The organism is Thermus sp. 2.9 (assembly GCF_000794385.1).
Classification (GTDB): domain Bacteria; phylum Deinococcota; class Deinococci; order Deinococcales; family Thermaceae; genus Thermus; species Thermus thalpophilus.
Window position 1 is genome coordinate 229,853 of sequence record NZ_JTJB01000003.1, and the last position, 13,298, is coordinate 243,150.

Annotated in this window: 13 protein-coding genes, 1 other RNA gene and 1 riboswitch; of the genes, 7 read left to right on the top strand and 7 right to left on the bottom strand. The window is 68.0% G+C overall.

All coding sequences use genetic code 11. The annotated features are described in order from the left end of the window. The 4 genes from infB to rimP are packed head-to-tail and all read right to left on the bottom strand — an operon-like array spanning nucleotide 1 to nucleotide 3,557. Nucleotides 1–1,716: a translation initiation factor IF-2 gene (infB, locus tag QT17_RS02765; protein ID WP_039455966.1), complete on the bottom strand. Its 1,716-nt coding sequence runs from the start codon at nucleotides 1,714–1,716 to the stop codon at nucleotides 1–3. After that, nucleotides 1,685–1,960: a YlxR family protein gene (locus QT17_RS13195; protein ID WP_081995754.1), complete on the bottom strand. Its 276-nt coding sequence runs from the start codon at nucleotides 1,958–1,960 to the stop codon at nucleotides 1,685–1,687. The genes infB and QT17_RS13195 overlap by 32 nt, the downstream gene beginning before the upstream one ends. Further along, nucleotides 1,960–3,123, bottom strand: coding sequence for a transcription termination factor NusA (gene nusA / locus QT17_RS02770; protein ID WP_039455969.1), 1,164 nt, complete (start codon nucleotides 3,121–3,123; stop codon nucleotides 1,960–1,962). The genes QT17_RS13195 and nusA overlap by 1 nt, the downstream gene beginning before the upstream one ends. A gap of 8 nt (nucleotides 3,124–3,131) precedes the next feature. Next, the gene (rimP, locus tag QT17_RS02775) at nucleotides 3,132–3,557 is read right to left on the bottom strand and encodes a ribosome maturation factor RimP (RefSeq protein WP_039456231.1); all 426 of its coding nucleotides are present in this window, start codon (nucleotides 3,555–3,557) and stop codon (nucleotides 3,132–3,134) included. A gap of 156 nt (nucleotides 3,558–3,713) precedes the next feature. On the opposite strand from rimP, the gene ssrA reads away from it, so the two are divergent. The 7 genes from ssrA (at nucleotide 3,714) to QT17_RS02805 (ending at nucleotide 10,708) form a co-directional block, all read left to right on the top strand. Beyond that, nucleotides 3,714–4,064: a transfer-messenger RNA gene (gene ssrA, locus QT17_RS13200) on the top strand. A gap of 92 nt (nucleotides 4,065–4,156) precedes the next feature. After that, nucleotides 4,157–4,277, top strand: a riboswitch (FMN riboswitch). Nucleotides 4,278–4,280: 3 nt separating this feature from the next. Beyond that, nucleotides 4,281–5,414: a bifunctional diaminohydroxyphosphoribosylaminopyrimidine deaminase/5-amino-6-(5-phosphoribosylamino)uracil reductase RibD gene (ribD, locus tag QT17_RS02780; protein WP_039455972.1), complete on the top strand. Its 1,134-nt coding sequence runs from the start codon at nucleotides 4,281–4,283 to the stop codon at nucleotides 5,412–5,414. Continuing rightward, entirely contained in the window at nucleotides 5,415–5,999 is a 585-nt protein-coding gene (locus tag QT17_RS02785) for a riboflavin synthase (protein ID WP_039455975.1), read from the top strand. It abuts the gene before it with no gap. Continuing rightward, nucleotides 5,999–7,198: a bifunctional 3,4-dihydroxy-2-butanone-4-phosphate synthase/GTP cyclohydrolase II gene (locus QT17_RS02790; protein WP_039455977.1), complete on the top strand. Its 1,200-nt coding sequence runs from the start codon at nucleotides 5,999–6,001 to the stop codon at nucleotides 7,196–7,198. Before QT17_RS02785 ends, QT17_RS02790 begins: the two co-directional genes overlap by 1 nt. A gap of 1 nt (nucleotide 7,199) precedes the next feature. Further along, nucleotides 7,200–9,326 carry a VWA domain-containing protein gene (locus QT17_RS02795; protein ID WP_235283691.1) on the top strand — a complete coding sequence of 709 codons (2,127 nt, stop codon included), beginning with the start codon at nucleotides 7,200–7,202 and terminating at the stop codon, nucleotides 9,324–9,326. 37 nt (nucleotides 9,327–9,363) lie between these two features. Beyond that, nucleotides 9,364–10,278 carry an MBL fold metallo-hydrolase gene (locus QT17_RS02800; protein WP_081995756.1) on the top strand — a complete coding sequence of 305 codons (915 nt, stop codon included), beginning with the start codon at nucleotides 9,364–9,366 and terminating at the stop codon, nucleotides 10,276–10,278. A gap of 52 nt (nucleotides 10,279–10,330) precedes the next feature. Continuing rightward, nucleotides 10,331–10,708: a hypothetical protein gene (locus QT17_RS02805; protein ID WP_039455979.1), complete on the top strand. Its 378-nt coding sequence runs from the start codon at nucleotides 10,331–10,333 to the stop codon at nucleotides 10,706–10,708. Here QT17_RS02805 and QT17_RS02810 read toward each other — a convergent pair. The 3 genes from QT17_RS02810 to QT17_RS02820 are packed head-to-tail and all read right to left on the bottom strand — an operon-like array spanning nucleotide 10,629 to nucleotide 13,208. Further along, on the bottom strand, nucleotides 10,629–11,117 hold the full coding sequence (locus QT17_RS02810) for a PaaI family thioesterase (RefSeq protein ID WP_039455981.1): 489 nt from the start codon (nucleotides 11,115–11,117) through the stop codon (nucleotides 10,629–10,631). The two genes, QT17_RS02805 and QT17_RS02810, sit on opposite strands and share 80 nt — an antisense overlap. Further along, nucleotides 11,114–11,542 carry a cobalamin B12-binding domain-containing protein gene (locus tag QT17_RS02815; protein WP_152607314.1) on the bottom strand — a complete coding sequence of 143 codons (429 nt, stop codon included), beginning with the start codon at nucleotides 11,540–11,542 and terminating at the stop codon, nucleotides 11,114–11,116. The genes QT17_RS02810 and QT17_RS02815 overlap by 4 nt, the downstream gene beginning before the upstream one ends. A 10-nt stretch (nucleotides 11,543–11,552) precedes the next feature. Further along, complete coding sequence (locus tag QT17_RS02820) at nucleotides 11,553–13,208, bottom strand: methylmalonyl-CoA mutase (protein WP_039455984.1); 1,656 nt, start codon at nucleotides 13,206–13,208, stop codon at nucleotides 11,553–11,555. Nucleotides 13,209–13,298: the final 90 nt, after the last annotated feature.

Sequence of the window (13,298 nt, forward strand, 5' to 3'; positions counted from 1 at the left end):
TTAGGCGGGCACCTCCACCATCTGGAAGGCCTCTATGATGTCCCCTTCCTGGAAATCGTCAAAGCCCTCGAGGCCCATCCCGCACTCGTACCCCTGGGCCACCTCCCGCACGTCCTCCTTGAAGCGCTTGAGGCTGGCGATGCGGCCCTTCCAGATCTCTTGCCCCTTGCGCAGGACCCTCACCTCGGCGTTCCGAGGGATCTTGCCCTGGGTCACCATGCACCCCGCCACCTGCTTGCCCGTGGGCAGGCGGAAGACGGCGCGCACCTCGGCCCGGCCCAGGACTTCCTCCTTGTACTGGGGCTCCTTCTGCCCCTTGACCATGGCCCGGACCTCGTCAATGAGGTCGTAGATGATGCGGAAGGTTTTGAGGAGGACGCCCTTTTGCTCCGCCGCCTTCTTCACCGAGCCCGGGGGATTGACGCCAAAGGCCAGGATGGCGGCCCCCGCCGTCTGGGCCAGGAGGACGTCCGACTCCGTGGGGGCGCCTACCTGGGCCAGGAGGACGTTGATCTTCACGTCCTCAGTGCTCTCCTTGGCCAGGATGTGCTGGATAGCCTCCAAGGAGCCTTGGGTGTCCGCTCGCAGGATGAGGTTGACCTCCTTTTTGCCCTCCTCCTGCAAGGCCCGCAGGAGGTCGGCCATGGTCTTGGGGCGGCGCTCCTTCTCCGCCTCTTCCCGGGCCCGGCGCTCCTCTTTCCGCTCCTCGGCGATCTCCTTGGCGGCCTCGAGGTCCGGCACCCACTCCACCACGTCCCCGGCGTGGGGGAGTTCCTGGAAGCCCAGAACCTGCACCGCGCTTCCCGGGCCCGCCTCCTTGCGCTGGTTGCCGTCGGCGTCCATCATGGCCCGGATGCGCCCGTAGACCTCCCCGGCCACCACGTAGTCCCCTACGCGGAAGGTGCCTTCTTGGACCAGCATGTTGGCGACGATCCCCGCCTGCTTGTCCAGCTTGGACTCCAGGATCACCCCCTTGGGCTCGGCGTTGGGATCGGCCCGGTAATCCTCCAGCTCGGCCAGGAGCAGGATCATCTCCAAGAGGTCCTGCACCCCCTGCCCCGTCTTGGCGCTGATGGGGACGATGATGGCGTCCCCGCCGTACTCCTCGGGGACGAAGCCCCGCTCCATGAGCTGGCGCTTCACCTTTTCGGGGTCCGCCTGGGGCAGGTCCATCTTGTTCAGGGCGAAGATGATTTTCGCCCCGGCGGCCTTGGCGTGGGCGATGGCCTCCTCGGTCTGGGGCATGACGCCGTCGTCCGCGGCGATGACGATGGTGGCGATGTCCGCCACCTTGGCCCCCCGTTGCCGGATGGTGGTGAAGGCCTCGTGGCCCGGGGTGTCAATGAAGACCACGGTGCCCTGGGGGGTCTTGACCTCAAAGGCGCCCACGTGCTGGGTGATCCCCCCCGCCTCCTTTTCGGCGATGCGGCTTTTGCGCAGGTAGTCCAGGAGGGTGGTCTTCCCGTGGTCCACGTGGCCCATGATGACCACCACGGGGGGGCGTTTGGGGAGGCTTTTCCTGCGCTCCTCCTCCGCCAGCTTTTCCTGGAGTCCCCGTTGTTCCCGCACCAGCTCCCGCACCGCCTCGGCGTCTTCCTCGCTCAAGGTGGAGGCGTGGGACTTGTAGGGCACCCCCATCTGGTCCAGGAGCTCCAAAAGCTCCTCGTTTTCCATGCCCAGCTCTTTAGCCAGCTGGTAGATGCGTACTTTGGCCATCTTTACCTCCTAAACGGGCCCAAAGGGCTTCGGCAAGCGCCTTAGCCCCGGCCCCGGCGAAGCGCCGGAGCTTCTTTTCCATCCAGCAGTCCGGGTTGTCGGGGCAGACGTAGGCTCCCCGGCCCGGGAGCTTGCCCGTGGGGTCCAGCTGGAACCCCTCGGGGGTCATGAGGATGCGCAAAAGCTCCCCTTTAGGCCGCCTCCTGCGGCAGGCCACGCACATGCGCAAGGGGACGTGCCGCATCACTCGGAAAGATCCTTGAAGAGCTTCTCAAACTCCTCCCGGGCTCGGCTTGGGGCCGCCGCTTCCTCCTCCGCCGCCCGGCGAATGGCCTCGTCCAGATCGGAGATCTCCGCCTCCTCAAAGTGGATGTCGTAGCCGGTGAGCTTGGAGGCCAGGCGCACGTTCTGGCCGCCGGTGCCGATGGCCAGGGAGTGCTGGTCCTTGGTCACCTTCACCCGGGCCTTCTTGGCCTCGGGGTCCAGCTCGATGGAGCCCACCTCGGCGGGGGAGAGGGCGTTGCGGATGAACTCCTTGGGGTCCTTGGACCAAAGGATGATGTCCACCTTTTCCCGGCCCAGCTCCGCGGAAACCGCCTGGATCCGCTGCCCCTTGTGGCCGATGCAGGCCCCGATGGGGTCCACGTTGGGGTTGTGGCTCATCACCGCCACCTTGCTGCGGCGGCCCGGCTCCCGGGCGATGGCCTTGATCTCCACGATGCCTTCGGCGATCTCGGGCACCTCCTGCTTCAGGATGTGCTCCAGCAGCTTCTCGTGGGCCCTGCTCACGATGAGGGAAGGCCCCTTGGCGGAGCGGTCTACCTTCTTCAAGTAGACCTTGAGCCGTTGCCCGGGGTAGTACTTCTCCGTGGGGATCTGCTCGCTTTTGGGCAGGTAGGCCTCGCCCCGGCCCAACTCCACGAAGACGTTGCCCCGGTTGTCCACCCGGGTCACCACCCCGGTGAGGACCTGCCCCTCCTTGTCCTTGTACTCGTTGTAGATGCGGTTGCGCTCGGACTCCTTGAGGCGCTGGGTGAGGATCTGCCGCAGGTCCTGGATGGCCATGCGGGAAAGCCCCTCCGGGTCAATGGGGAACTCCATCTCGTCCCCCACCTGGACCTCGGGGTCGTACTGGAGGGCCTCGGAGAGGGCGATTTCCTTGTCCGGGTCCTCCACCTTTTCCACCACCCGGCGCACCTCCACCATCTCAATCCGCCCCGTCTGGGGGTCAATGTACACGTCCACCTCGGGGCCCTTGCCGGCGTCCACCTCTTCCTTGCGGTAGCCCTTCTGCCGCTTGATGTAGGCCTTGCGCAGGGCTTCCTTGAAGGCCTCGAGGACCTCCTCGGTGGTCACGCCCCGCTCCAAGGCTAGCTGTTGCATGGCGTCAATGAATTCCCGGTTCATGTTCCCTCCTACCTAGGCTCCTCGGGCCACTCGGCCAGGTTGGCGCGGAAGGTGCCGATCTTGAGGCGCTTTTCCTCCGGGCCCACCTGGAAGACCACCTCTTCCCCCTCCACCCTGAGGATCCGCCCCACGAAGCCCTCGGGCCCGGGCACCTTGGCCTTCAGGCCCTGGAAGCGCTCAAAGTGGCGGCGGGTGAAGAGGGGGCGCTTGGGCCCGGGGGACTCCACCAAAAGCCGGTAGCTTCCAGGGATGGGGTCTTCCCGGTCCAAGGCGGCCTCAATGTGGCGGCTTGCCCGTTCCAGGTCGGCCACGGTGATGGGCTTCTCGTCCAGGCGTTCCAGGCGCACCAGGACCTCCCCCGGGGCTTCCCTCACCTCCAGGACCTGGAGGCCCAAGGCCTCCACCGCCTCTTCCACCAACCGCCAAAGGTCCACAGGCACCTCCCCACCTCCCTTCACAAAGGAAGGGTGGGCTTACACCCACCCCCCTCCCTTGGGAGCACTGGGCTCAGTTTACACCCAAGGGGCGCTTGACTACAACCCCTTTAGCCTGGTACACTCAAGGTTGCCGGTCCGAACCCGGCCCATCGTGGGGGTGAACGGTCTCGACGGGGGTCGCCGAGGGCGTGGCTGCGCGCCGAGGTGCGGGTGGCCTCGTAAAAACCCGCAAAAGAATAAAGGCCAACAAGCCTGCTTACGCCCTCGCGGCTTAATGACCGCGACCTCGCCCGGAAGCCCCGCCGGGGGCTCGCCGGAAGCGGGGACACGAAACCCGGCTAGCCGAGGGCAAGGCCCCGTAGCCCGAGGCGAACTTTAACGGGGCTCGCTCCTGGCCGCCCGTCCGCGGGCCAAGCCAGGAGGACATCTAAAGCGCGGACTACGCGCGTAGACGCCCGCCGTAGGGACCTTCGGACGGGGGTTCAACTCCCCCCACCTCCACCAAAGGGGGCGCCCCAAGGGGCGCCCCATCCTTATTGCGTGGCAGAGGACACACCTACCGGCGGGTCTTGCTAAAGTGAAGGGGGTGCCTTGGGCACCTCCTTCGGGGCGGGGTGGAAGTCCCCACCGGCGGTGAAAGCCCGCGAAGCCCCCTTGGGGCCCGACCCGGTGGAATTCCGGGGCCGACGGTGAAAGTCCGGATGGGAGAAGGAGGGCCGTTTGCGCGAACTGGACGAGCGCTTTCTCCGTAGAGCTTTGCAACTGGCGGAACGGGCCCGCGGCCACACCAGCCCTAACCCTTTGGTGGGGGCGGTGCTGGTGCGGGAAGGCCGGGTTGTGGGCGAGGGGTACCACCCCAAGGCGGGGGAGCCCCACGCCGAGGTCTTCGCCCTGCGGCAGGCGGGGGAGTTTGCCCGGGGGGCCACGGCCTACGTGACCCTCGAGCCCTGCGACCACTTCGGCCGCACCCCCCCTTGTTCCTTGGCCCTACTGCAGGCGGGGGTGGCCCGGGTGGTGGTGGCGGCGCGGGACGAGAACCCCATCGCCCGGGGGGGGGTGGAGCGGTTAAGGCAAGCCGGCGTCCAGGTGGAGGAGGGCCTTTTGGCGGAGGAGGCCCGCCTCCAAAACGAGGCCTTCTTTACCGGGCAGAGGAAGGGGAGGCCCTTTGTCCTCCTAAAGGCGGCCTTGACCTTGGACGGGAAGGTGGCGGCCCTGTCCGGGGACGCCCGCTACGTTTCCTCCGAGGCGAGCCGCCGGGTGGCCCACGCCTACCGCCAGTGGCTCCCCGCAGTGGCGGTGGGGGTGGGCACCGTGCTCCAAGACGACCCCGCCCTCACCGTGCGCCACCCCGACTTCCGCCCCTTCCCCCACATGCTGGAGCCCCCGCCCCTTAGGGACCCCTTAAAGGTGGTCCTGGACACGGAGGCCCGCACGCCCCCCACCGCCCGCCTCTTCGCCCCGGGGCCTCGAGGCGAGCCCGCCCGGGTCCTGGTCCTGGTGGGCCAAGGCGCCCCCAAGGAGCGGGTCGTGGCCTTGGAGCGGGCGGGGGCGCGGGTGGCGGAGCTTCCCCGGGAAGGGGGCCGGGTGAGCCTGGAGGCCGCCTTGGCCTTCTTGTGGGAGGAGGGGATAGACGGGGTCCTCCTGGAGGGGGGGCCGAGGCTCGCCGGGGCCTTCCTCGCCCGGGGCCTGGTGGACAAGGTGGCCCTCTTCCTGGCCCCCAAGCTCCTGGGGGAGGGGAGGGGCCTTTTGGAAGGGGTGGCCGCCTCCAGGGTGGAGGAGGCCCTTCGGCTCCGTTTGGCGCGGCGGGAGTGGCTTGGGGAAGACCTTTGGCTGGAAGGCTACCTGGAGGTGTGAGTGTTCACGGGACTGGTGGAGGAAACTGGCGAGATCGTGCGGGTGGAGGAAGGCCCTTTCCTCCGGGTCCGGGTGGCCGCCCGGGAGGTCCTCACCGATTTGAAGGTGGGGGACTCGGTGGCGGTGGACGGGGTCTGCCTCACGGCGGTGGCGGTGGATGGGGAGGGGTTTTGGGTGGAGCTCGCCCAGGAGACCCTGCGCCGCACCGCCCCCACCTGGCGGGTGGGGCATCGGCCCAACCTGGAAAGGGCCCTAAGGGTGGGGGACCGGCTTGGGGGGCACTTCGTCACCGGGCACGTGGACGGGGTGGCGGAGCTGGTAGGGGTGCGGGAGGCCCCGGGGGCTAAGGACTTCTTCTTCCGCCCCCCTGGGCCCCTCGCCCGGTACATCGCGGAAAAGGGGAGCGTGGCCTTAAATGGCGTTTCCCTCACGGTGGCGGGCCTCGAGGGGGAAGCCTTTTGGGTCACCCTCATCCCCCACACCCTTAAGGTGACCAACCTGGGAAGCCTTCGGGTGGGGGACAAGGTGAACCTGGAGGTGGACCTCATCGCCCGCTACGTGGAGCGGCTTCTTGGGAGGGCGTGATGGAAGGGCTGGCAAGCGTCAAAGAGCTTCTGGAAGAACTCCGAAAGGGCCGCCCGGTGATCCTGGTGGACGACGAGGACCGGGAGAACGAGGGCGACCTCATCATGGCGGCGGAGCACGTGACCCCGGAGTGGGTAAACTTCATGCTTCGGGAGTGCCGGGGCCTCCTTTGCGTGGCCCTCACGGAGGAAAGGGCCAAGGCCCTGGACCTGCCCCTCATGGTGGAGAAGAACCAAGACCCCCAGGGCACCCGCTTCACGGTGAGCGTGGACGCCCGGGGCACCACCACCGGGATCTCCGCCTTTGAGCGGGCGGCCACCATAAGGCTTTTGGCCGACCCTGAGGCCACGGCCCAGGACTTCCGCCGCCCGGGGCACATCTTTCCCCTGGTGGCCCGCCCTGGCGGAGTGTTGCGCCGCGCCGGGCACACCGAGGCCACGGTGGACCTCCTGCGCCTCGCCGGGCTCACCCCGGTGGGGAGCCTCATTGAGGTCCTCAAGGAGGACGGCACCATGGCCCGGCTTCCGGACCTGCTCCGCTTCGCCCAAGGGCACGGCCTCAAGGTGGGCACCATCGCCGACCTCATCCGCTACCGCTTGGAGAAGGGGGACCTGTACGTGCGCCGGGAGGCGGAGGCCCTTCTTCCCACCCGCTTCGGGGAGTTCCGCATTCTGGGGTACCGGGACACCCTCACGGGGGAGGAGCACGCCGCCTTGGTCATGGGGAGCTGGGAGCCGGAGGAGCCCATCTTGGTGCGCATGCACTCCGAGTGCCTCACGGGGGACGCCCTCCACTCCCTGCGGTGCGACTGCGGCTTTCAACGGGACCTGGCCCTGGAGCGCATCGCCCAGGAGGGGAAGGGGGTCTTGGTCTACCTGCGCCAGGAGGGGCGGGGGATTGGCCTCATCAACAAGATCCGCGCCTACCATCTTCAGGACCAGGGCCTGGACACGGTGGAGGCCAACCTGGCCCTGGGCTTTCCCCCGGACCTCCGCGACTACGGGGTGGGGGCGCAGATCCTCTATGACCTTGGGGTGCGGAAGATGCGCCTTTTAACCAACAACCCCCGCAAGGTAAAGGCCCTCTCCGGCTTCGGCATAGAGATCGTGGAGCGCCTGCCCTTGCGGGCCGGGGATAACCCCTTCAACGAGCGCTACCTGCAGGCCAAAAAGGAGAAGCTGGGCCACTGGATGGACTAGGATGCCCCGGGGGGTGCTCCTCTTAAGGGTTTCCGTTATCCTCCTGCTCCTCCTTGCCTTCCTAGACCCACGCCTGCCCCTAAGGGGGCGGGTGGCGTACCTTTTGGACTTCTCCCCCTCGGCCCGGGAAGGGGTCTTCGCCCTGGCCCCCAGGCTTCCCAAGGGCGGGGTCTACCTGGCATTCGCCGGGGAGGTGGCCCGGCTTCCCTCGCCCTTGGCCCGGCGGCTGGACCTGGGGGAGGGGACGGACGTGCGCCGGGCCCTGGAGGCGGCCCTCCGCCTGGGGGTGGACCAGGTGGTTCTGGTGTCCGACGGACTTTTCCCTCCGGTGCCCTCCCCCCTTCCCCTGGACGCCCTTTACGTTCCCCCAAAGCCCTTCGTGGCGGTAAGCCTCCTTCCGCCCCCCTTTCCCCTCCTCGGGGAGACCGTGGGGGTGCGGGTGGTCCTCGAGGCGCCCGTCCCGGCGGCGGCCCGCCTCCTTGTGGAGGGGCCCGGGGGGGCGTGGGAACGGGAGGTGCGGGTGGAGGGGGTGCGGGTCCTCACCTACACCTTTCCCCTCTGGGAACGGGCGGAGGTGCGGGCGGAGGCGGAGGGTTCTTGGGGGAGGAGCGAGGCCCGGGTGGGGGTGGTGCCCGCCGATCAGGCCCGGGCCCTGGTCCTGGGGGACCCGGCCCTGGCCCGCCGCCTCCGGGCCCAGGGCTTCCAGGTTTCGGAGGGCCCGTTTCGCCTTCCCCTGGAGGCGGACCTGGTGGCGGTGGGCCTCGGGGTCTTGGACCTGCCCGAGGGGGCGCCTGAGGCCCTTCGGGACTACCTGCGGCGGGGCGGCGGCCTCCTCTTCACCGCCACCCCTAGGGGGCTTTTCTTCGGGGGCTGGGACCGGGCCCTGCCCGACGAGCTTCCCCTGAAGCCCGTAGGGCGGCAAGGGGCAGCCTTGGTCCTGGTCCTGGACACCTCGGGGAGCATGGAGGGGGAGAAGCTGGCGCTGGCGGTGGCGGCGGCCTTGGAGCTGGTGAAAAGCGCCGCCCCCGAGGACTACCTGGGGGTGGTGGTCTTCGCCTCGGGACACAGGGTCCTCTTCCCCCCCAGGCCCATGACCGACCGGGCCAAGAAGGAGGCGGAAAGCCTCCTCCTCTCCTTGAGGGCGGGCGGGGGCACCGTGCTCGGCGGGGCCTTCCGGGAGGCGGTGCGGCTTCTAGAGGGGGTGCCCGTGGGGCGCAAGGGGGTTTTGGTCCTCACGGACGGCCTCCTCTCCGACCCCAAGGAGCCCATCTTGGCCCTGGCGGAAAGGGCTGGCCTCGAGGTCTCCGCCATCGCCCTCGGGGCCGACGCCGACGCCCCCTTCCTGGAGGACCTCGCCACACGGGGCGGGGGCCGCTTCTACCGGGCGGCCACGGCCCGGGAGCTTCCCCGCCTTTTCCTCCGGGAGGGGCAGGAGGTCTTCGGGAAGGGGGCGGTGGAGGGGCGGTTTCCCCTGGAGGCCCTTCCCCACCCCCTCACGGAGGGCTTCGCCTTCCCGCCCCTTTCCGTGCTCCTCCCAGCCCGGGCCGAGCCGTGGGCCGAGGTGCTCTTAAAAAGCGGGGAGCGGGTGGTGTTGGCCGTGGGGGAAAGGGGCGAGGGGCGGGTGGCGGCCCTGGCCACGGACCTCTCCCGCTCCTGGCGGGACTTTGAGGAAGCCTCCGCCTTCCTCGGGGGGCTTGCCCGCTACCTCATGGGGGTGGGGCGGGTCCTGGCCCTTCACACCTACCCCGAGGGGGAGGGGGTGCGGGTGGTGGCCTTGGGGCGGCTGGAAGCCCCCAGGCTTTTGGTGGAGGGGATGGAGGTGCCCATGGTGCCCACGGGGGCCCTGCGCTTTGAGGCCCATGTGGAAGCTCCCGGGGTCCTCCTGGACGGCAAGCGGCGCATTCCCCTGGCCCTTCCCCTGCCCGGGGAGTGGACCCCTCGGGACGGGGAGGCCACCTTGAGGGCCATGGCGGAGGCGAGCGGGGGAAGGCTTCTTGGCGCGGAAGACCTCGCCCTCCCGCCCAAAAGGCCCCTTCCCCTAAGGCCCTACCTCCTCCTTGCCGCCCTCCTCCTCTTCCTCCTGGAGCGGGTTTGGGAGGCCCGGGTGAGCCGGGCCACACTCCCTTAGGGAAGCCTCCCTTAGCCTGACAGGGAAGGAGGTCAGTATGGACCGCAGGCGGTTTATTGGGGTTTCGGCCGGGCTTCTTATGGCCGGGCTTTCCCCCGCTTGGGGGCAGGGCCGCTCCCCCAAGGGGGTGAACGGGGGCGGGTTTTACCGCTTCGCCCTGGGGCGCATGGCGGTCACCGTCCTCTCCGACGGCCAGTCGGCCCCGGGGCCCCTTCTCCCCAACTGGGGGGCGAACCCCGAGCTCCAGGAAACCTTCCGCCGCACCCTGGAGGAAAACTTCCTCAACCCGGATGCCACCCGCAACAACTTCAACCCCGTTCTCCTGGACCTGGGGGAGGCTAGGCTCTTGGTGGACACGGGCCGAGGGGCGGCGGCGGGGGGGAGGCTGCTGGCCCACCTGGAGCTTGCGGGCTACGCCCCCGAGGACATCACCCACGTCTTCCTCACCCACGGCCACCCCGACCACATCGGGGGGCTGGTGGATGGCCAGGGAAGGCCGGTCTTCCCCCGGGCGGCCCACCTCATGGGCCGGGTGGACCTGGACTACTGGCTCAAAAACCCCACCCCCGCGGTGGAGCGAGCCCTCCTGCCCCTACGGGACCGCATCCGCCCCGTGGAGGACGGGGAGGAGGTCCTGCCCGGGGTGAGGGCCGTGGCCTCCTACGGGCATACCCCGGGGCACATGAGCCTCGAGGCCCTCTCGGAGGGGAAGAAGCTTTTCATCTTCGGCGACGCCGCTGGGCACTACCTCCTCTCCCTGCGCTTCCCCCAGGCCTACCTGGGCTTTGACATGGACAAGGAGCTGGTGGTGCGCACCCGGGCCCGGCTGTTCCAGAAGGTGAGCGAGGAGAAGACCCTCATCACCGCCTACCACTTCCCCTGGCCCGCCGTGGGCCACCTCCGGCGGGAAGGGGAGGGGTACACCTTCGTCCCCGTCTTCTTTGAGTTCTAGGCGGTGTGCAGATTTCACACGGCCCAAAACGGAAGGGGTTTAACCTTAGGCCATGCTTCACTGGGACGACGAGCTGGAGCGCCGGATGCGGGCCGAGTTGGCGCGGCGGGAGGCCTGGGAGAAGCCCTTGAGGGAAGAGATTCACAAACTTCAGCTGGAGGTGTGGCGGCTAAAGCAGTTGGTGCAGCATCTCCAGAAGGACAAGGAAGCTCTCCATTGGCAGGTGCGGGAGTACCTGCTCGGGCAGGCCTTCCCGGAGAAGGAACTCCTTTGGGCCAAAAGGGTGCTGGAGGAGGCCTGGTTGGAACTTAGCCTCATGGGCTCCGAGCGGGCCTCCGAGGTGAGCCAGCTCATCCACCACCTGGAGCGGATTTGGAACGCCCGAAATCCTCGCCGATCAATATCAAAACCGCCTCCCCCCGAACCGTGAGGACGCCCTCGGCGTAGAGCTCGGTGGCCACCACCACCTTCTTGCCCTTGACCTCCATGGGCCTGCCCACCAGGAGGAGCTCGGGGCCTAAGGGGGTGGGCTTCAGGTAGTCCACCTTGAGGCTTGCGGTGACGAAGCGCAAGGGGTGGGCCTCGAGGCTAAGGCCTTCCGCCGCCGCCTTGGCCGCCGCGGCGGTGGCGGTGGAGTGGCAGTCCACCAAGGAGGCGAGAAGCCCCCCGTAGACGAAGCCGGGGATGGCGGTGTGGTGGGGGCTTGGGGTGAAGCGGGTTTCGCTTTCCCCGCGCTCCGCCTGCCAGTACGTCTTGATGTGGAGGCCGTGGGCGTTCAGGTAGCCGCACCCGTAGCAGTGCGCCCACTCCGGAGGGTAGTAGAGCTGGATGGCCTTCATGCGAACCCCTGGGCCCGCCAGCGCTCGGGCACCCTTTGCTTCAGGAAATCCACGATGTCCTGGGTGCTGGTGCCGGGGCCGAAGACCGCCGCCACCCCGAGCTCCTTGAGCTTGGGCACGTCCTCGTCGGGGATGATGCCCCCTCCGAAAAGGAGGATGTCCGAAGCCCCAGCCTCGTCCAAAAGGCGCTTCACCTCGCGGAAGTAGTGCATGTGCGCCCCGGACAGGATGGAGAGCCCGATGGCGTCCACGTCCTCCTGGATGGCGGCGGAGACGATCATCTCGGGGGTTTGGCGAAGCCCGGTGTAGATCACCTCCATCCCCGCGTCCCTAAGGGCCCGGGCCACCACCTTGGCCCCCCGGTCGTGCCCGTCCAAGCCCGGTTTGGCGATGAGTACCCGTATACGCCTGTCCATTCCCTGCATGGCAAGCCTCCTACACGTAAGCGGGCTCCTGGTAGGTGCCGTAGACCTCCCTTAGCACGTCCATCATCTCCCCCAGGGTGCAGTAGGCCAGGGCGCACTCCACGAAGTGGGGCATGGTGTTTTGCCCCTCCACCGCCGCCCGACGCAACCCCGCCAAGGCTTCCTCCACCCGCTTGGGGTCCCGTTCCCGGCGCACCCGGGCCAGGCGCTCCGCCTGGACCCGCTCCACCTCGGGGTCCACCAGCTGGATGGGGACCTTCAGGGGGATCTCGTCGGTGAAGGCGTTGACCCCCACGATGATCCTCTCCTTACGCTCCACCTCCTGCTGGTAGCGGTAGCTGGCCTCGGCGAGCTCCCTAAGGAAGTACCCCTCCTCAATGGCCCGCACCACGCCGCCCATGCGCCGGATCTCCTCAATGATGGCCATGGCCTGGCGCTCCATCTCGTCGGTGAGCCACTCCACGTAGTAGCTCCCCGCCAGGGGGTCGATGGTGTGGGTGACCCCCGTTTCGTAAGCGATGATCTGCTGGGTCCTTAGGGCGATGGTGGCGCTCTCCTCCGTGGGCAGGGCCAGGGCCTCGTCGTAGGCGTCGGTGTGGAGGCTGTTGGTACCCCCCAAAACGGCAGCCAGGGCCTGGATGGCCACCCGGGCGATGTTGTTGAGGGGTTGCTGGGCGGTGAGGGAAACCCCGGCGGTCTGGGCATGGGTGCGGAGCATCCAGCTTTGCGGGTTCTTGGCCCCGTAGCGGTGGCGCATCTCCTTGGCCCAGATGCGCCGGGCGGCGCGGAACTTGGCGATCTCCTCAAAGAAGTCGTTGTGGACGTCAAAGAAGAAGCTGATCCTGGGGGCGAACTCGTCCACGTCCAGGCCCCGCTGAATAGCCGCCTCCACGTACGCAAAGCCGTCCGCCAGGGTCCAGGCGAGCTCCTGCACCGCCGTGGAGCCCGCCTCCCGGATGTGGTAGCCGGAGACGGAGATGAAGTTCCACTTGGGGACGTTCTTGGGCCCCCACTCGAAGGTGTCGATGACCAGCTTCACGCTGGGCTCGGGAGGGAAGATGAACTCCTTCTGGGCGATGTACTCCTTGAGGATGTCGTTTTGAATGGTGCCTCCGAGCTTCTTCCAGTCGTAGCCCTTTTTCTTGGCCACCGCCAGGTACATGGCCCAGATGGCGTTGGCGGGGCTATTGATGGTCATGGAGGTGGTGACCTCCTCGAGGTTGATCCCCTCAAAGAGGATCTCCATGTCGGCGAGGCTAGAGACCGCCACCCCGCACTTCCCCACCTCCCCCTTGGAGAGGGGATGGTCGGAGTCGTAGCCCATGAGGGTGGGGAGGTCAAAGGCCACGGAAAGCCCGGTCTGGCCCGCCTTCAGGAGCTTCTTAAAGCGCTCGTTCGTCTGCTCGGCGGTGCCGAAGCCGGCGAACATGCGCATGGTCCAGAGCTTGGACCGGTACATGGAGCCGTAGACCCCGCGGGTGTAGGGGTACTCCCCGGGGTAGCCCCGCTTTTCCTCGTACTCCGGGTCCAGGACCCCGATGTCCTCGGGGGTGTAGAGGGGTTCTGGGGCGATGTCCGAAAGGGTGCGGTGGGCCACGGGCCTCTCGGGCATCTTCTCCAGGCTCTTTTGGTAGGTCTCCCTGAGCCAGTCGTGCTTCTTGCGCATGGGCCCTCCCTTGGGCCATAGTTTACGCTTTTATGCGCCTTTGGAAAAGAGCGTCATGAACCCCTGCCAAAGGGCGGGGGCGCTGGGGGA